The organism is Amycolatopsis sp. NPDC000009, assembly GCF_055563465.1.
This window is the reverse complement of sequence record NZ_JBVHDI010000027.1, coordinates 11,634-29,785: the sequence shown is the minus strand read 5'-3', so window position 1 is coordinate 29,785 and position 18,152 is coordinate 11,634. Positions and strand designations below refer to the sequence as shown.

Below are 18,152 nucleotides of genomic sequence, written 5' to 3'. Positions count from 1 at the left end.
ACGCACGGCCGCGAGGCCCGAGGACAACCCCGGTACGAGGACCTCACGACCGCACGCCCAGCGAAACCTGGATCCGCCGAATACCCCCGAAGGACATCCGATGGCAACCACTAAGCGCGGCCGACATGCGGAGGAAGCGAAAGTCATGACGGACAAGCCGATCAAGGGTGGCGTCGCCACCTGGGCCTGCCTTCCCGGGTTCCCGCCCGCGGTGATCTTCCCCTTCACCCCGGGCGAACGCTTCGGCGTGCGGAGCCTCTACGAGTTCCAGATGCTGATGTACCGGCCGCTCTACTGGCTGGGCCGGGACGGCGCGCCCGAGATCGACTGGGACCTCAGCGTCGGCGAGGAACCGGTGTGGGATGAGACCGGCCGCACCTGCACGGTCCGGATCAAACCGTGGAAGTGGTCCAACGGCGAGACGGTGTGCGCGGACAACGTCGTCTTCTGGATGAACATGCTGAAGGTGAAGGGGCCGAGGTTCGGTGCCTACTCCGAGGGCTACTTCCCGGACAACCTGGTGTCGTTCGGGAAGGTCGCCGAGGACAAGGTGAGCTTCACCTTCGACAAGGCGTACTCGAAGAACTGGGTGCTGCTGAACCAGCTCACCATGATCACGCCGATGCCGAAGGCGTGGGACCGCACCGCGGACGGCCCGGCCGACGCGACGCACGACATCGAGCAGGCCGAAGCGGTCTACGAGTTCTTGATGGCGGAGAACGGCGACGTCGTCGAGGAGGACAACTCGCACCGCACGCGCTGGGCCGACAGTCCCGTGTGGAGTGTGGTGAACGGGCCGTGGCGGCTCAAGAGCTACACCGAGGAAGGTGTCGTCACCTTCGTCCCGAACGAGCACTACAGCGGCCCCAACCCGGCGCATCTCGACGAGCTGCGCCAGGTTTCGACGACCTCGGACGAGCAGCAGTACGAACTGCTGCAGTCCGGTGACGTCCAGGTCGGCTTCCTGCCGCCGGGGATGGGGGTCCAGCCGGACGGCGATCCGACCCAGGGCGGGCCGAACCCGCTGGGCGACGGTTTCCAGCTGGAACCGCAGATCCTGTTCAACATCAACTTCATGGCGGTCAACTTCAGCAACCCGACCATCGCCGGGAAGCTGATCAGGCAGCCCTATGTCCGCCAGGCGCTCCAGAGCTGCTTCGACCAGGAGTACGGTGCGCGCGAGGTCTACCAGGGTTATGGGTGGAGCCAGACCGGGTCGATCCCGGTGCTGCCCAAGAGCGACCTGGTGTCGCCGAAGATCGCCGAGCGCGGCGGGTTCTGGCCGTTCGACCTGGAGAAGGCGCGGCAGCTGCTCGCCGACAACGGCTGGGACGTCACCGCTTCGCCCGCGGTGTGCGTGCGGCCCGGCACCGGCCCCGGTGAAGCAGGCGAAGGCATCCCGGCGGGCACGGAGCTGAGCTTCTCCCTGCGCTACTGGGAGGGGCGGCCGTCGCTGGCGCGGCTCATGGCGCAGTTCCGGGACGACGCGGCCAAGGCCGGCATCGAGATCCGCCTCGAAGAGGTGATGGGGTCGGTCCTGGTGGCGGAGGACGGTCCCGGCGAGAAGCGGATGTGGCAGCTGTCCTGCTGGGGCGGCGGCTGGGTCTACAACTATCCGACCGGGGAGAACCTCTTCCAGAGCGGCGCCGCCTGCAACTTCAGCAACTGGCGTGACGCCAAGGCCGACGAGCTCATCGCGAAGACCGTCACCACCGACTCGCTCGAAGCGCTGTACGAGTACCAGGAGTACATCGCCGAGCAGGCGCCGGTGATCTTCATGCCGACGTTCCCGCGACGGCTGTTCGAGGTCGCGGGGAACCTGCGCGGCTTCTCGCCGATCAACCCGTACGGCTTGATCAACCCGGAGAACTGGTATTACGTAGAGGAGCAGTCATGACGCGCCCGGTGGTGCTGGTCGGGTTCGTGGCCGCCGCGCTGGGTTCGTCCATCAAGGACTTCCAGCCGGACGGTTCGGTCATCTTCGTCGAAGAGCCCGACGTCGTCCGCAAACGCGACGCGCGGAAGACGGTGGCCGGTTCGGCGCTGGTGCGCGAGCTCATCGAGTGGGAGTTCCATCTGCCCGGCAAGGCGGACGAGTTCTATCACGTCCACCACGACCTCGACCCGGCCGCCGTCGTGCCGCTGACCGAGTACGCGACCCCGTTCGCGGCCCGGCTCGCGGAACGCTACGGGCTGCCGGGCGCGGGGTTCGGCGCGGCGCAGATCCTGCGGGACAAGGCGGTGCTGCGCCTGGTCAGCCGGGCGGCGGGGATAGCGAATCCGGCGTCGGCGCGCGTCGAAAGCCCGGCGCAGGTCCGCGAGTTCATGGCGCGGCATCCGGGGAAGATCGTGCTGAAGCCCGCGAACCGGCAGGCGTCGGTGGGGACGCAGGTGCTCACCGACCCGGCCGAGGCCGAGCAGGCGTGGACGAACTGCGTCGTGCAGGACGAGGGGATCTTCGTCCCGGACCGCGCGATGGAACTGAAGATGCTGGCCGAGAGCTTCGTCGAGGGAGACGAGTTCAGCGTCGAGATGCTGCTGCGGGACGGCGAGCCGCTGTTCGCCAACGTCACCGGCAAACGGCTGTTCCCCGGTCCGCGCCCGATCGAGCTCGCGCATATCGTGCCCGCCGACATCCCGGACGAGCTGACCGCGACGCTGACCGAAGAGACCCGGCGCCTCACCTCGGCGGCCGGGTTCCGCACCGGGATCGTCCACTGCGAATGGATCGTCTCGGACGGCGTCCCGTATCTGGTCGAATGCGCCGGCCGGTTCGCGGGCGACGGCATCATCGAGCTGATCCAGCGCGCCTATCCGGTGGAGCTGAACCGCGCCTACTTCTCGGTGATGAAGGACGAGCCGGTCGTGGACCTGTTGCCGCGCAAGGCCGAAGGCGGTGCCGCGGTCCGGTTCCTCTCGATCGAGCCCGGCCTGATCGAGGACGTGCGCGGCGTGGAGAAGGCGTCGCAGGCCGAGGGCGTGTTCCTGTGCGACGTCAGCGTCTCGGCGGGTGACCGGTTCGACGGGCTGCGCAGTTCGTGGGACCGCGTCGGCGACCTGATGGTGACCGCGGACAGCCCGGCGGAGGCGTCGCGCCTGGCCGAAGAGGCGGTCGCGCTGATCGAGATCGACGTGCGGCCGGACCGAGGAGAGAGGGAGAACGCCGCACCATGACCATCGAAGCCGTCCAGCCCACGCTCCCGGACGCCGGTCTCGACGTGCTCGTCACCGGGCTCTCGTCCGACGCGCACACCTGGAACCTGGTGTACCTGGAGCTGCTGCTGGAGGAACTGGGTTGCCGGGTCACCAACCTCGGCGCCTGCGTCCCGGACGCGACGATCGTGCGCGAATGCGTCACCCGGCGGCCGGATCTGCTGGTGATCAGCAGCCTCAACGGGCACGGCCGCCAGGACGGCGTCCGGCTGATGGAGTCCTTCCGTGCGCGGGCCGAACTGGTCACGATGCCGGTCGTCATCGGCGGGAAGCTCGACGTGACGGGCGGCAGTAACGCGGCGCGGCTGCTGGAGGCCGGCTTCGACGCGGTGTTCGAGGACTCCGGCGGACTGACGCCGTTCCGGACGTTCCTCCGCACCCTGTCCGTGCGCGCCCCCGGTGTCCCGCTGGGCGCCGGATGAGCGTGCTCACCCCTCGGCGGGGACATTCGTTCGGCGAGGTGGTCGCGCGCCACCACGCCAGGGGAGAGCTGGTCGTGCAGCCCCGGATGGGGTTCGCCGATCCGGGCCGGATGACCCGGGGACTGCTGGCGACCAGGGCGGCGCGGGCCGCGACGGTCGGCACGATCACGATCGACAGCTACACCAGGGTCGGTGACCACGAGGCGGCTCGCGCGGCCCTGGCGGCCGGCGCCGACCTCAACGGGTACCCGCTCGTCGACCACGATCCCGCGACGACGACGGCGTTGCTCGGTGGCGTGCTGACCGGGGACTTCCCGGTGCAGGTCCGGCACGGTTCGGCGGATCCCCGGCGGATCGTCCGGGCGCTGCTGGACTTCGGGCTGCACGCGACCGAGGGCGGCCCTGTGTCGTATTGCCTGCCGTACAGCCGGATGTCGCTTTCGGCGGCCGTCGACAACTGGCGGCGCTCCTGCGAGACGCTGGCCGAGGCCCGTGGTCCCGAACTGGAGCCGCATCTGGAGACCTTCGGCGGCTGCATGATGGGCCAGCTGTGCCCGCCGGCGCTGCTGGTCGCGCTGAGCGTGCTGGAAGGGATGTTCTTCTGGCGGCACGGGATCCGCTGCCTGTCCTTCAGCTACGCGCAGCAGACCCACGCCGGTCAGGACGAGGAGGCCGTCGCCGCGCTGCACGCGCTGATCGGGGAGTACGTGCCGCACGCGCGGACGCATGTGGTGATCTACGGCTACATGGGTGTCCACCCGAGGACACCGGGCGGCGCGCTGGAGCTGATCGCGGAGTCCGCGCGGCTGGCCGCCCGAACCGGGGCGAGCAGGCTGATCGTCAAGACCACCGCCGAAGCGCACCGGCTACCGACCGTCGCGGAGAACGTGACCGCGCTGGAACACGCCGCCGAGTCCGCGCGGGGGGTGTCCCGGATCGGCAGGCTCGGCGACACCGGGATCCACGCGCAGGCGAAAGCATTGGTGGACAACGTTCTTTCGCTCGACACCGATCTCGGCCGGGCGCTGGTCACCGCGTTCGCGCGGGGGCAGCTGGACGTCCCGTTCTGCCTGCACCCGGACAACGCGGGCCGCGCGCGCGGGCGGCTGGACGCCGGTGGCCGCCTGGAGTGGCAGCGGATCGGCGCGATGCCGCTGGGCGACCTCGTCGACCTGCCCGCGGAACGGCGGATGACCTCGGGCGATCTGCTGGACGCGCTCCGGTACGTCGAGCGGTCGTTCGACGAGAAATACGGGCTGCCGGGAATCGAGACCGTGAACCGGCCGACACAGGGGAGTAGGACATGACCGGACCATCGGACGCGGCGCTGCCGCCGGGCACCCGCGAGCATCTGACGTCACCGGTGACGCAGGCGGCGTTGCGCATCCAGAACAGCATCACCGCGGGCACCCGCGAGTACCTCGGCATGAACGGGTTCGTGGAACTGCAACCCCCGCTGATCGGACCGGTCACCGACCCGGGATGCCGTGGGGCCAAGCAGGTCGACGTCGACTACTACGGGCACAAGTACAAGATGATGACCAGCGTCATCCTGTACAAGCAGGCGTCGCTGCTCGCGTTCGACAAGATCTTCTACGTCGCGCCGAACGTGCGGCTGGAGCCGCTGGAGACCTCGGCCACCGGGCGGCATCTGGTCGAGTTCACCCAGATCGACGTCGAGGTAGCGCGGGCGAGCCGCGAGGAGGTCCTCGACATCGCGCAGGGCCTGCTGCGGCACGTGGTCTCCCACACCCTGCGGGAGTCCAAAGTGGACCTCGCCACGCTGGGCCGGGACCAGGCGGCGTTCACGGCGCTGCTGGAAGAGGACTTCGAGCGGATGACGCACCGCGAGGCGGTGTCGCGGCTCCAAGGGCTCCGGCACGGGCAGAGCGCCGACGCGGAGATCGACTGGCAGGGCGAGCGGATCATCTCCGAGCAGACGAACCGGCCGTTCTTCATCGTCGACTACCCCAAGGGATCGCGCGGGTTCACCGACGGCGAGTCCAGTACGGAACCGGGAGTGCTGCGGAACTTCGACCTCATCGCCTCGGACGGGTTCGGGGAACTGTGCAGTGGCGGTGAGCGCACGCACGAGTACCGGCGGTTGATCGAGCGGATGCGGGAGACGGGGGAGAACCCGGCGAAGTACGCCTGGTACCTCGACCTCGCGCGTGAAGGGCTGCCGCCGAGCGCGGGCTTCGGGATGGGGTTGGAGCGGGTGACGCGCTACATCGCCGGGCTGGACGCGATCTGGCAGGCGAACGCGTATCCGAAGCTGCCCGGGATCGCGACGCCGTGATCACCGCGCGGCAGCTCCCCGAGGACGCGATCCGGGCCAGGGCGAGGGAAGGCAGCGCGGCGATCTTCCCCGACGTCGCGGGATACGGGCGGTCGCTGTTCGGCGCGGACGCCGACACCCCGCCGGACGAACTCGACCGCGCGCGGATCGTGCCGCCGGTGTTCGTTCCGCGGCGCCTGGAGAAGATGTTCGACCTCGCGCGTGAACCGGTGTACGGCGACGTCGGGCTGTCGACCGTGCTCGGCGGGTTCACCGCTCCGTCGCCGGTGTTCCTGTGCGCGTTCGGTTCCACGCAGGTCGCGGGCAGCGGGCTCGGGATCGCGGCGAGCGAGCAGGCGGGCAGGCTCGGGATGCCGATGGTGATCGGCGAGAACGTCGTGCCCATGCACGGATACGGCCGGATGGGCGAAAGCGCCGAAGACGGTCTGCTCGGCCGGATCCGCGCGTACGCCGGCGCCGTACCGGACGGGCTCGGCGGCGTCGTCGTGCAGCAGAGCACCGAAGACGCCGACGCGGAGGTGTGGAACCTCGTCTACAGCGACCCGTCCGCGACGAAACTGCTGGAGACCGGGCGGCTGGCGTTCGAGCTCAAGGTCGGCCAGGGCGCCAAGCCGGGCCTCGGCGGGATGACGGTGCTCTCGCGCGCGGCCGCCGGCGAGGTCGCGGAACAGTACACAGTGGACGAAGCCTTCGGCAGGGACCAGGCCATGGTGCTGCGGTCCAGCAGTCCCGGCACCTTCACCGGGGAGATCCTGCGCCAGCAGATCCACCTGATGCGCAACAACTACCCGCGGGCCCGCGCCTGGGTGAAGCTGCACCCAGGCCGTGACGTCGGCGAGGCGGCGCGGGTCGCGTGGGCGGCGGGAGCGGACGCCGTCACCGTGGACGGTGCCGAGGGCGGCACCGGCTGGGCACCGTCGGTGTTCCTCGACCAGGTGGGGTTGCCGCTGGTGGAATGCCTGCGCCGGGTCGGCAAGCACGACGCGTCGCTGCTGGTGTCCGGGCGGATCTGGGAGGGGGCCCGTGCGCTGAAGTGCCTGGCGATGGGGGCTTCCGCGGTCGGCCTCGGCCGGGCGGCGCTGCTCGCGGTCGACGAGGACGCGGACGAAGGGCTCGTGCGGCTGGTGCGGTGCCTCGAACTCGAACTGCGGCTGCTCGCCAGCGCGCTCGGGAAGTACGACCTCGCGGAGCTGACCTCGGACGACCTTTGGTTCCCGACTCGGACGGAGCTGGACGGATGATCAACTACGACGGGAAACGGTTCCGCAAGGTCAGTACCGATCCCCACGCGCCGGTCACCCTGTACCGGCAGAAGGACGATCTGGTGTGGGCCGAGCTGACCGGCGGCGGGGTGCGGCTCGGCTCGCTGACCGGGAAGTGCGGTGAGGACGGGACGATCCACATGGCCTACACGATGGTGCTGGCCAGTGGTCAGGTGATCGCGGGGCACAGCACGAACACGCCGGAGTTCCTGCCGGACGGACGGATCCGGCTGAACGAGGTGTGGGAGCGATACGGGAACCCCGGCTCCCGCGGCACTTCGGCCATCGAAGAGGTGGCGGAGTAGCGGCTGAAGTACATGAAGGCCCCCTTCCTTGCGCCAGGCGCAAGGAAGGGGGCCTTCATGTACTTCCGGGGTGCGGGTCCGTGAAGGCCTCCTTGCCTACCCTCAGGGTAGGGAAGGAGGCCTTCACGGATCGGGCCGGGGCGGCACCGGATTTCTACCGGCGTTCGCCGCCCGACAAGCGAATTCACGCGACCGAAAAGGGCAAGCGAGGGGGCTGAACGGCGCACGCCGAAAGGAGTAGTTCAGCTCGGGTTCTTTTCGAGGTATTCCGTCCAGATCTTCTTCGGCACGCACATTCGCCACGAGTCGACGATCAACTCTCGTAACTCTTCGTAATCGATCGCGGACAGCCGGACGCGGACCCACTGATAGCGCATATCGGACGGAATCGGCATCATGAACTTCTCCGGCTCGCCGGCCACGAGCGCTTCCCGCTCCTCTTTGGGATAGCCGAATCCCATCACGGTTTCGTCCGGTGAGAGCGAAAGAAAGACGATTCGCCCCACGCGGAACTTCGCCCGGTCACGGACCAGTGCCTCATAGGCACGAGGCAGGTCCGAAACGATCCGTCTGACGTCATCCCCGGTTACCATCTTTCCACCATTCTCCGCTGTTTGTTCCCCAGTCACCCGTGGCGCCCATGGTGAAGGCGACGTAGAGGTATTCGTCGAGGATCTTCGCCAGTGACACAGGCCTGCCCACCAGTGCGGGGATTCCCGCCCCGCCGTCCCCCGCCTCGGCGATCACCGCGGCGGCCCACGCGCGGCCGAGTCGCAGGTGCGCACCGAACGCGGCGCCGTCACGGGCGCCGTGGAGCGCGGCCGCGATGGCGGCGTCCCACGGCATGATCGTGTTGGGCCGCAACGCATACAGCGCCTTGGCCGCGGCGGTCGGGCCCAGCGTACGCCTGGTCCGTCCCGCCGAGACGACGACACCCGAGAGGTCCGCGTAGGACTTCGCGGCGGTGTCGATCTCCGCGTCGGTCAAGCCGGCCAGGTCGGCCGACGGGAGCGTGGTCCCCCAGGTCTCCCACCAGGACCGGACGCCGTCGTCGAAAGGCGCCGGCTCGCCGTCCCGCGGGTACCGGATACGGCATCCCCACGAGTTCAGCCAGCGAAGAAGAATTGTGCGATGTGCGGGCTGTGACAGGTCGATCGCGGACTGCGTTTCCTGGCGCAGCCGGAACCAAGAGGCGTCCACATTCGCGAAGCCGTTGAACACTTCGGCGGCTCGCCGTAGTTCGGCGAGCGGGGGCAGGGGGTCAGACATGAGCGAACCCTATCCGGTGCCACCAAGGGGGTGAATTTCCACGTCCAACTATTGGACTTTGTACATTGAGTCACCTATTTGTATCTGCTGCATCCTTCATTGGTCCTTTAGGGTTGTGGCCAGGAAGGTCACAAGGATGGCGGTCACGCAGCGCGATTGCGTTACCCCATCCAGGGGAGGGAGAGGGCATGGGCAGACCCGAGCGACCGTTGGACGGCTCCACTGGTCCGATCGCCGCATTCGCTCACGATCTGCGCGTTTTGAGGAACCGGGCGGGAAACCCGAGTTACCGGGAACTCGCCAGGACCGCACTGTTCGCACCTTCCGTGCTGTCCAGCGCGGCGAGCGGCCACCGCTTGCCGACGCTCGCCGTGACGTTGGCGTTCGTCTCCGCGTGCGGTGGGGACCGTGCGGTGTGGGAACGGCGTTGGCGCAGTGTCGCCGGACAACCGGGGACCGGCGCCGAGACACGGGAAGATCGTGCGGCCGACACTCCGCCGGACGGCACGCACGCGACGGCGTCCGGCGTCATCCGCCTCGCCCGTCCGGCCCAGCTGCCGATGGGATCGCGGACTTTCGTCGGCAGGGAAAGGGATCTGGCCGACGCCGCCGAGATGATCGGCGCGAGCGGGCCGGTCAAGGTGCCATTGCTCGTCAGCGGCCCGATCGGGGTGGGGAAGACGGCTTTCGCCTTGCGGCTGGCGGAAGAGGTGGCGGCGGACTTCCCGGACGGGCAGCTCTACGCCGAACTGGGCGACAGCGGCTCCGGCGGCCGGTCGGCCAACGGGATCGTGCGCGGATTCCTGCGCGCGCTCGGCGTGCCGGCGCATCTCGTGCCGGACGATCCGATGCAGCGGATCGGGCTTTACCGATCCCTGCTGGCGGAACGCAGGTTGTTCGTGCTCCTGACCGGCGTCCGGGACGAGGGTCAGGTGCGGCCGCTGCTCGGCCAGGCCCCGCACAGCCAGGTCGTGGTCACCAGCCGCGCCCGGCTGCTCGGTTTGGAGGACACGAACCGCATCGACCTCGACACGTTCTCCCGCAAGGAATCGCTGGCCTTGATCGGCCGGATCGCCGGACCGGGCCGGGTGCGGGCCGAGCACGACGCCACCGACACGATCGCCGAACTGTGCGGGGATCTTCCGCTGGCGGTCAACATCGTCGGCCGCAAGATCGCCGCGCGCCCGGAATGGGCGATCGCGTACACCGCGGGCCAGCTCGCCGATCGCGAACGGCTCATGGACAGTCTCTGCGTCGGCGACGTCAACGTGCGGGACCGGTTCTCCGCGGCGTACGAGCAGCTGTCGCCCGCCGAACGGGAAGCCGTCCAGCACTTCGGGCAGAGCGGCGCGGGCTGGACGACGTCGATCGGCGTCGCCGCCGCGATGGGCATCATGATCGAGACCGCCGACGAACTCCTCGAATCCGTGGTGGACGCCGGACTTCTCCAGCGTGCCAACGTCGCCGGGCGCTACGCGGTCTCCCGGTTGGTCAGCGCCTTCGCCGCCGAACGGCAACGGGAGCCGGGCCCGCTGGCCGCCGCCGTCCCGATGGCGGGCCGCAGGACGCGGAAGAACGCGTTCGAATCGCTGCGGCACGAGGCGGTGCGCACTCTGCCGGGCGGCTCGTCCGAAGGTTGATTGTTCTCCCCGCGCGGCGCTTCCGGTCAACGGACCGCGCGGCTTGAATGAGTCGACGAATGAAGGCGAGCGAAATTCGGTGACACAATGCTGATTCTGTCGATGAAAGAGGGTCACGATGGCGGGATCGTGGCGATCGAGGACGGCAAGCTGCTGTTCGCGCTGGAGTCGGAAAAGGACAACTACCCGCGCTACGACCGGATCACCGGCGAGCTGATGGCGCGCGCTGCGGGCATGCTGGACTCCCGTCCCGACGTGGTCGCGCTCGGTGGCTGGGTCAAGGGGGAGTTCTCGGTGGAACCGCCGTCCCGCACCGGATACTTCGGTGTCGGCGAAGGCGCGATCTCCGACGAGGCTGGCAAGTTCTTCGGCAAGGACGTGCGGTACTTCTCCTCGACCCACGAGCGCTCGCATATCTACACTTCCCTCGGGATGGCCCCCGCGGCACCCGGCCAGGCGTACTACTCCCTGGTGTGGGAAGGGAACATCGGTGACTTCTACCGGATCGACGAGCGCGGCGAGGCCACCCATCTTCAGCACGTCCTGACCGACCCGGGCGCGAAGTACGCGTATCTCTTCGCGCTGGCCGACCCGGGCTTCCCGCTGGGCAAGGGGAAATTCCGGTTCAACGACGCCGGCAAGCAGATGGCGCTGACCGGGTTCGCCGAGCCGGGCCCGCTCACGCCGGACGAGCAGAAGACGATCGACTTCATCCTCGACCGCGACGGCATCATCCTCGGTCTGTCCAAAGAGGAGATGTCCTGGTCCCATCTGTACAACGCCGGTGTCTGGTCACAGGAATACCGCAACGCGGCGGCGAAGCACTCTCAGGCGATCTTCAACCGGTTCCACGACTACGCCGAGAAGAACCTGACCGAAGGCCTGCCGCTGCTGATCTCCGGCGGCTGCGGCCTGAATTGCGACTGGAACCGTCTGTGGCGGGAGAGCGGCCTGTTCTCCTCGGTGTTCGTGCCGCCGTGCCCCAACGACAGTGGCTCCGCACTGGGCACCGCGATCGACGCGCAATGGTTCTACACCGGGCAGGCGACCATCGAATGGGACGTCTACGCGGGGGAGAACTTCGTGGAGGACGTCGTCCCGGATCCCGCCAAGTACGAGACACGGCCGCTCGTCGCGAGCGAAGTCGCGAAGTACATCAAGGACGGCAACATCATCGGCTGGGCGCGCGGCCGGTACGAGATGGGCCCGCGGGCGCTGGGCAACCGGTCGATCCTGGCCGCGCCGTTCACCGTGGACACCACCGTGCGGCTCAACAAGATCAAGCGCCGCGAGGACTATCGCCCGATCGCCCCGATCGCGCTGGAATCCGATGCCCCCCAGTGGTTCGTCGGTTCAGTGGAAGACCCGTACATGCTGTACTTCAACCACGTCACGTCCGACGAGTTGAAGGCCATCACGCATGTCGACGGCACCGCGCGCACCCAGACGGTGACGCGGGAGCGCAACGCCGGCATCACCGACCTGCTCGAGGCGTTCCGCGAGCAGACCGGGTTCAGCGTGCTGTGCAACACCTCGCTGAACAACAACGGCCGTGGTTTCCTCAACCGCACCAGCGATCTCATCGAGTACGGGGAGACGTACGGCCTCGACGGCTACGTCATCAACGACACGTTCGTGACCCCGCGTACCGCCTGAATCCTTGCCCGACGGGGGTAAGGCCCGGATGCCACCACCCAGCAGTGGCATCCGGGTACCTCGTGGTGCCCGAACGAAGTCTCGCCCGGAGGGGGAAGACCATGCGAGTCGTGTTCGCGGGCGGTGGTGTCATCGCGCTGCTGACCGCGCTGGAGTGTGTGTCGGCCGGGCACGAAGTGGTAGTCGCCGACCAGGCGGACATCCCGTTCTCCGGCGCTACCTCGTTCGACCGGCACCGCGTGCTGCGCGCGTTGCACGCCGGCGACGCGGCCACCACGGTGGCCGCCGTCGGCGCGCATCACGCGTGGATCGAGCTCGAACACCAGCTGTCCACGTCGTTCTACGAACAGGTCGGCGCGCTGACCGCGCTTCCGGCGTCCGAGGCGGCGGCGGCGCGGGAGTTGCTTTCCGCGGCCGGATCGAAGGCTGAAGTGCTCGGCGCGGACGCACTCGCGGCGGAATTCCCGCACGCCGGGTTCGTGCCCGCGACGGGCGCGGTCTTCGAGTCGCACGCCGGTGTCCTGCTCGCCGATCGCGTACTGACCGCGTGTGCCACCCGGTTGCGATGGCACGCGAACGCGGAACTCCATCCGCACCGCAAGGTCGCCGGCATCGACGCCGACCGGGCCGAGGTCCGGCTGGCCGACGGGGACACCCTCCGCGGTGACGCCGTCCTGGTGGCGGCGGGCCCGTGGTCGCGGGATCTGCTGGCCCCCGCGCTGGCCAGGGAACTCGTGCTGCACCGGCAGACGATGCTCTACTGCGACGTCCCGCCCGCCGACGCCGCCGCGTGGGCCGCGACCCCGGCGATCACGTCGCTCGGCGCGGGAGGGGGCGCGTGGCTGGTGCCGCCCGTCGCCGGGACGCCGTTGAAGCTCAGCGCCGCGAGCGCGTGCCGCGTCGTCGACGAGATCGGCGGCGCCTCGGTGCCCTCGTGGTGGCGTGAGCACCTGATCGACACGTTCGCCACGCTGATCCCGGGGTTTCGCCGGGACTGGCTGGTCGACACCCGGGACTGCCACTACCTGGCCCGGCGCTCCACCCTCGGCCCGATGCTCGCCGTGCTCGGTGACCGGGTGCTGACCTACGCGGCGTGCGGCGGCTCGTCGTTCAAGTTCGCCCCGGTGATCGCCCGGTCCCTCGCGGCGCGCCTGACCGGCGCCGGTCCGGTCCCGACCGGACTCGAACCGCTCGACCGGCCGCTCGTGCGAGCGGGCGGTGTCCACCCGATCCGTCCTGCCCTGCGAGGTGTGTCGTGAAACTGCTCGCGCTGGAAGCCAGCCAGAACTCCTACTACTACCTGCCCCGGTATCAGCAGATCGAGGACTTCGGCGGGGTGCTGTACGTGCTCAACGGGATCGGGACCGAGGATCTCTGGCCGTCCGAGCGCTACCGGATCGCCGGCAGCGACCACATCGACGACCTGATCCGGCACGCGAAGGCCTGGCACGCCGAAGAGTCGTTCGACGGTGTGCTCACCTTCTCCGAGTCCGGCGTGGTCCTGGTCGCCGCGGTCGCGGAAGCGCTCGGCCTGCCCGGTATCGGCGTCGACGCGGCGCGGACCAGCCGGAACAAGCTGATCATGCGGCAGGCGCACGAGAAGGGCGGCGCCGCTCATCCGGACTTCCGGTTCGTCGAAGACCTCGATTCGGCCCTGCAAGCCGCCGAGGACTTCGGCTATCCGGTGATCCTCAAACCGACTCTCGGCGCGGCCAGCAACTTCGTCTTCCGGGTCGACGACGAAGAGAAGATGCGGGAGCGGTACGCGCAGGCGCGTGCGGGCATCGACGGGATGTCCTGGTACAACATGGAGGCCGAAGGGCTGGATCTCGGTCCGCACGGCCTGCTCGTCGAGTCCTTTCTGGACGGTCACGAGCATCTCATCGAAGCGGTGGCCTGGGACGGCGAGGTGTACCTCGGGTCCATTGTGGACAGGGTGACGTCGGAGGGCGAGACCTTCGACGACGACGTGCACCACGCGCCCACGTCGCTCACCACGGAGCAGGTGGCCGAAGTGCACGCGGTGGTGGCCGCCGGCGTGCGGGCACAAGGGCTCACCCGTGGCGCCTTGCACGCCGAGGTCCGGTTCCACCAGGGCAAACCGTTCCTGCTGGAGATCGCCGTCCGCCCCGGCGGCGGGGGACTCGACCACATGGCGCGGCTTTCGGCCGGGTACGACCCGATCAGGGGACTCATGGACGTCTCCCGCGGCGTGCGGCCGGACGTCCGGCACTTCAGCCCGACCGGGCTGCACACCGCCGCGATGTGCCTGATCTGTCCCGGCGGCGTGATCGCCTCGATCGACGTCCCGCCCGCGGTGAACGAATCGGACTCCCTGTACTACCTCAAGATCTTCGCCAAACCGGGTGACCTGATCAAACGCCCGCCGCTCGGCAACAACATCTTCGGCGGCATCGGCGCGCTCGGCGCGTCCTTCGACGAAGCCATGCGCAACGCGAACGACCTGGCCGGGAAGATCGAGGTCAAACTCTCCGAAACCCAGAAACAGCACTGAATTCCGCGTGGAGGAAGCGTGTCACGGACTGTCACCCAACGGCACTACCTGATGGTCAGACCGACGTACTTCGACGTCGAGTACTCGATCAATCCCTGGATGGATCCGAAGAAACCGACGGACACCGAGCTTGCCATCGCGCAGTGGGAATGGCTGCACGACCTGTACGCCGACCTGGGCCATCGTGTCGAGCTGCTCGAGCCGCTGCCCGGTCTGCCCGACATGGTGTTCGCGGCCAACGGCGCCACCGTGGTCGACGGGCAGGCGCTCGTCGCGCGCTTCCACCACGTGCAACGCGCCGGCGAGTCCGCCGCGTACCTGAAATGGTTCCGGGACAACGGATACCGCTACGTGCGGCAGGCGCAGTGGGTCAACGAGGGGGAGGGCGACTACCTCGTCGCCGGGAAGACGATCCTCGCCGGGACCGGGTTCCGCACCAACCCGGAGGCGCACAACGAATCGCGTGAGTTCTTCGGCCGTCCGGTGACCCGGCTGACGCTGATCGACCCGCGGTACTACCACCTCGACACGGCGCTCGCCGTCCTCGACGAGGACACGGTCATGTACTACCCGGGCGCGTTCTCCGAGGAAAGCCTTCTGCTGCTGAAGGAGCTGTATCCCGACGCGATCCTGGCCTCCGAGAGCGACGCCGCGGTCTTCGGGCTCAACGCCGTCTCCGACGGCAAGCACGTCGTGCTCCCGCAGGCGGCCACCGAGCTGACCGCTCAGCTGCGGGAGCACGGCTTCGAACCGATCGGGGCCGACCTGTCCGAATTGCTCAAGGCGGGCGGCAGCGTCAAGTGCTGCACGCTGGAACTGCGTGCCGGTTAGGGAGAATCGATGGATTCGGCTGTCACGCTGCGCCGGGTCGTCGTTGGGACGGCGTTGATCGCGGTTCCGGCGGTGGTCGTCGTCGCGGTGCTCGGCCTGGGGTCGGCCTACGCGCCTGTCGCGAGCACGGGCGCCAAGGCCGCCGGCGGCGGGCCCGACACCTACGCACGTCTCCTGGTCGCCCTTCCGGTGATCCTGGGCGCGTGTCACCTGGCGGGCGTCCTGGCCCGGCGGCTCGGCCAGCCCGCGGTGATCGGCGAGATCGTCGCCGGCATCCTGCTGGGGCCGTCACTGTTCGGGCTGCTCTGGCCCGCCGCGTTCGGCTGGCTGTTCCCCAGCGGGGTGGTCTCGGCGATCAACATCCTTTCGCAGCTGGGCCTGATCTTCTTCATGTACCTGGTCGGTTCGGAGATCGATCTCGGCGCGGTGCGGAGGCGCGGGTTCACCGCGGTGACGGTCAGCCAGGTCAGCATCGCGCTGCCGATGGTCTGCGGCATCGTGCTCGCGCTCGGCATGTACCCGGCCTTCGGCGGTGACGTCGGCTTCCTCGCCTTCGGGCTGTTCATCGCGGTCTCCATGAGCGTGACGGCGTTCCCGGTGCTGGCGCGGATCCTGACCGACCGCGGCCTGTCGAAGACGCCGCTGGGGGCGCTGGCGCTCACCTGCGCCGCCGTCGACGACGTCGCCGCGTGGTGCCTGCTGGCCGTCGTGGTCGCCGTCAGCCAGGGCGGGACACCGTCGGAGGTCCTCCTGACCTCCGGGCTGACGCTGGTGTTCGTCGTGGTCATGCTCTACGTCGTCCGGCCGCTGCTGGCGAAGGCGCTCGCCCGCGTGCCGGAGTCGGCGGTGCTGGCGATCCTGCTCGGCGGGATCATGCTGTCGGCGCTGGCCACCAACGAGATCGGCATCCACGCGATCTTCGGCGCCTTCCTCTTCGGGGTGATCGCGCCGAGGAACGATCCGGTCGTCACCCGCGCGGCCGGGAAGCTCGGCAGCGTGACCCTGACGTTGCTGCTGCCGCTGTTCTTCGCCTACACCGGGCTGCACACCGAGTTCAGCCTGCTCGGCTCCGGCTCGCTGTGGCTGTGGACCGTGGTGATCACGGCGGTGGCGGTGTTCGGGAAATGGGTGGGCAGCACTACGGCGGCCCGGCTGACCGGGGTCGGCTGGCGCGAATCGCTGTCGCTCGGGGCGCTCATGAACTGCCGGGGGCTGACGGAACTGGTGGTGCTCAACGTCGGCCTCCAGCTGAAGGTGATCAGCCCGGCGGTGTTCGCGATGCTCGTGATCATGACGCTCGTGTCGACGATCGCGACCGCCCCCGCGCTCAGTCTCATCGCCAGGTTCAAGACGAGACCGCCGGTCCAGCGGCGGCGGAAAGTGGATAGGACGCCATGACCAGCAAAGAAACCCTAGTCAGCACCTTCGTCGAGGTCGTCCTCGACGACGAAGTCCGGGACATCATCGGGAGCGACCTGCGGTCCTTCCCGAACCCCGTCGACGACATCGACCGTTCGCTGGCGATGCTCCGCGTCGCGTTCTCGAAGCTGCCGATCGACCAGCTGCAGACGATCCTGGACTTCGGCAGGCATGTCGACACCCCCGGTGTCGCGCTCGTGCGCAACCTGCCGGTGGACCCGGAGCTGCCGGAGACGCCGATCGACGGCGAGCCCAGCAAGGACAAGAAGACGTTCGTCGCCGAGACCGTCCTTTTGGGACTGAGCCAGCTGCTCGGCGAGCCCGTCGGGTTCACCACCGAGAAGAGCGGGCGGCTCGTGCACGACGTCGTCCCGGTGTCGGCGGGGGCGCGGAGCCAGACCAACCAGAGCTCGCACGTGTTCCTGAACTTCCACAACGACATCGTGCACGACGAGGTGGGCCGGTACGACGTGTCCAATCCGGACTTCCTGGTGCTGAACTGCGTCCGCCAGGACGGGAACAAGGAAGCCGTCACCTACTACGCCGACGGCAGGGACATCTCGGCCGCGTTGGCGCCGGAGGTGCTCGACGTCCTGCGCCGCCCGCTGTTCCGGCTCAACGCGCCCGGCAGTTACGTGCGTGACGTGGCCAAGGGGGCCGACGTGCTTTCCGACCTCGTGGCGGTCATCTCGGGGCCGGCGGACTCTCCGGAGGTGGCGATCTCGGCCAACGGCGTGGTGGGGGAGACCGTCGAGGCGGAACAGGCGCTGGAGGAGTTGCAGCGGGTCTGCCGCGAGGTCGCGCACCAGGTCAAACTGGAGCCGGGGACGGCGTTGCTGATCAACAACCGGAAGGGCCTGCACGCGCGGTCGCAGTTCTTCGCGCGGCACAACGGGCGGGACCGGTGGTTGCAGCGCACGTACATCCGGCGCAGCCTGTGGACGATCCGGTACCGGGGGACGGCGGAGGACCGGCGGGTGCACTGAGGCCTCCCGCCCGCTGTCGCGCCGTGCCTGGATGGACGACACACGTGACTGGATGGACGACACGCGTGACTGGATGGACGACACGCGTGATCCGGCGGACGACACGCGTGATTGGACGGACGACTCACGTGCGGCCCGGGTCCGACGTGTGTCGTCCGTCTGGACACGCGTGTCGTCCGTCCAATCACGAGAGTCGTCCATCCAGTCACGCGAGGGTGGCCGTCCAATCACGAGAGTCGTCCATCCAGTCACGTGAAGCCGCACCTGGCGCGGGGGTTGGGGAAAGCCCATTAGGCACCCAGAAACATTGGGAAATGGGGTTAGGCACCGTGGGT

Annotated in this window: 16 protein-coding genes; 14 read left to right on the top strand and 2 right to left on the bottom strand. The window is 68.7% G+C overall.

Features of this window, described 5'->3' with window-relative positions; genetic code table 11:
* Positions 1–145 precede the first annotated feature (145 nt).
* Genes ACZ3HL_RS40430 through ACZ3HL_RS40400 form a run of 7 tightly spaced genes read left to right on the top strand, consistent with a single transcriptional unit; the run spans position 146 to position 7,501 of the window.
* On the top strand, positions 146–1,897 hold the full coding sequence (locus tag ACZ3HL_RS40430) for an ABC transporter substrate-binding protein (RefSeq protein ID WP_465537005.1): 1,752 nt from the start codon (positions 146–148) through the stop codon (positions 1,895–1,897).
* A complete protein-coding gene (locus tag ACZ3HL_RS40425) occupies positions 1,894–3,174 on the top strand; it encodes an ATP-grasp domain-containing protein (protein WP_465537003.1) in 1,281 nt (426 codons plus the stop codon). Before ACZ3HL_RS40430 ends, ACZ3HL_RS40425 begins: the two co-directional genes overlap by 4 nt.
* Positions 3,171–3,635 (top strand): cobalamin B12-binding domain-containing protein, encoded by a 465-nt coding sequence (locus ACZ3HL_RS40420; protein WP_126730803.1) that lies wholly within the window; start codon positions 3,171–3,173, stop codon positions 3,633–3,635. The genes ACZ3HL_RS40425 and ACZ3HL_RS40420 overlap by 4 nt, the downstream gene beginning before the upstream one ends.
* Positions 3,632–4,942 carry a methylaspartate mutase gene (locus ACZ3HL_RS40415; protein ID WP_465537001.1) on the top strand — a complete coding sequence of 437 codons (1,311 nt, stop codon included), beginning with the start codon at positions 3,632–3,634 and terminating at the stop codon, positions 4,940–4,942. The genes ACZ3HL_RS40420 and ACZ3HL_RS40415 overlap by 4 nt, the downstream gene beginning before the upstream one ends.
* Entirely contained in the window at positions 4,939–5,934 is a 996-nt protein-coding gene (locus ACZ3HL_RS40410) for an asparagine synthetase A (RefSeq protein ID WP_465536998.1), read from the top strand. Before ACZ3HL_RS40415 ends, ACZ3HL_RS40410 begins: the two co-directional genes overlap by 4 nt.
* Positions 5,931–7,175 (top strand): glutamate synthase-related protein, encoded by a 1,245-nt coding sequence (locus ACZ3HL_RS40405; RefSeq protein ID WP_465536994.1) that lies wholly within the window; start codon positions 5,931–5,933, stop codon positions 7,173–7,175. Before ACZ3HL_RS40410 ends, ACZ3HL_RS40405 begins: the two co-directional genes overlap by 4 nt.
* Positions 7,172–7,501, top strand: coding sequence for an avidin-fold protein (locus tag ACZ3HL_RS40400; RefSeq protein ID WP_465417909.1), 330 nt, complete (start codon positions 7,172–7,174; stop codon positions 7,499–7,501). Before ACZ3HL_RS40405 ends, ACZ3HL_RS40400 begins: the two co-directional genes overlap by 4 nt.
* A gap of 242 nt (positions 7,502–7,743) precedes the next feature.
* On the opposite strand, the gene ACZ3HL_RS40395 is transcribed toward ACZ3HL_RS40400, so the two are convergent.
* Entirely contained in the window at positions 7,744–8,094 is a 351-nt protein-coding gene (locus ACZ3HL_RS40395) for an MmcQ/YjbR family DNA-binding protein (RefSeq protein WP_465417907.1), read from the bottom strand.
* Positions 8,078–8,770 (bottom strand): hypothetical protein, encoded by a 693-nt coding sequence (locus tag ACZ3HL_RS40390; protein WP_465536991.1) that lies wholly within the window; start codon positions 8,768–8,770, stop codon positions 8,078–8,080. The genes ACZ3HL_RS40395 and ACZ3HL_RS40390 overlap by 17 nt, the downstream gene beginning before the upstream one ends.
* A 188-nt stretch (positions 8,771–8,958) precedes the next feature.
* On the opposite strand from ACZ3HL_RS40390, the gene ACZ3HL_RS40385 reads away from it, so the two are divergent.
* The 7 genes from ACZ3HL_RS40385 (at position 8,959) to ACZ3HL_RS40355 (ending at position 17,817) form a co-directional block, all read left to right on the top strand.
* Positions 8,959–10,410, top strand: a complete 1,452-nt coding sequence (locus tag ACZ3HL_RS40385) for an NB-ARC domain-containing protein (protein WP_465536989.1) — start codon at positions 8,959–8,961, stop codon at positions 10,408–10,410.
* Between the two features lie 87 nt (positions 10,411–10,497).
* The gene (locus tag ACZ3HL_RS40380) at positions 10,498–12,066 is read left to right on the top strand and encodes a carbamoyltransferase C-terminal domain-containing protein (RefSeq protein ID WP_465536986.1); all 1,569 of its coding nucleotides are present in this window, start codon (positions 10,498–10,500) and stop codon (positions 12,064–12,066) included.
* A 101-nt stretch (positions 12,067–12,167) separates the two neighbouring features.
* Positions 12,168–13,325, top strand: coding sequence for an NAD(P)/FAD-dependent oxidoreductase (locus tag ACZ3HL_RS40375; protein WP_465536985.1), 1,158 nt, complete (start codon positions 12,168–12,170; stop codon positions 13,323–13,325).
* On the top strand, positions 13,322–14,581 hold the full coding sequence (locus tag ACZ3HL_RS40370; RefSeq protein ID WP_465536984.1) for an ATP-grasp domain-containing protein: 1,260 nt from the start codon (positions 13,322–13,324) through the stop codon (positions 14,579–14,581). The genes ACZ3HL_RS40375 and ACZ3HL_RS40370 overlap by 4 nt, the downstream gene beginning before the upstream one ends.
* Positions 14,582–14,599: 18 nt before the next feature.
* Positions 14,600–15,412 (top strand): dimethylargininase, encoded by an 813-nt coding sequence (ddaH, locus tag ACZ3HL_RS40365; protein WP_465536983.1) that lies wholly within the window; start codon positions 14,600–14,602, stop codon positions 15,410–15,412.
* Between the two features lie 9 nt (positions 15,413–15,421).
* Entirely contained in the window at positions 15,422–16,810 is a 1,389-nt protein-coding gene (locus ACZ3HL_RS40360; protein ID WP_465536982.1) for a cation:proton antiporter domain-containing protein, read from the top strand.
* Entirely contained in the window at positions 16,807–17,817 is a 1,011-nt protein-coding gene (locus ACZ3HL_RS40355) for a TauD/TfdA family dioxygenase (RefSeq protein WP_465536980.1), read from the top strand. Before ACZ3HL_RS40360 ends, ACZ3HL_RS40355 begins: the two co-directional genes overlap by 4 nt.
* Positions 17,818–18,152: the final 335 nt, after the last annotated feature.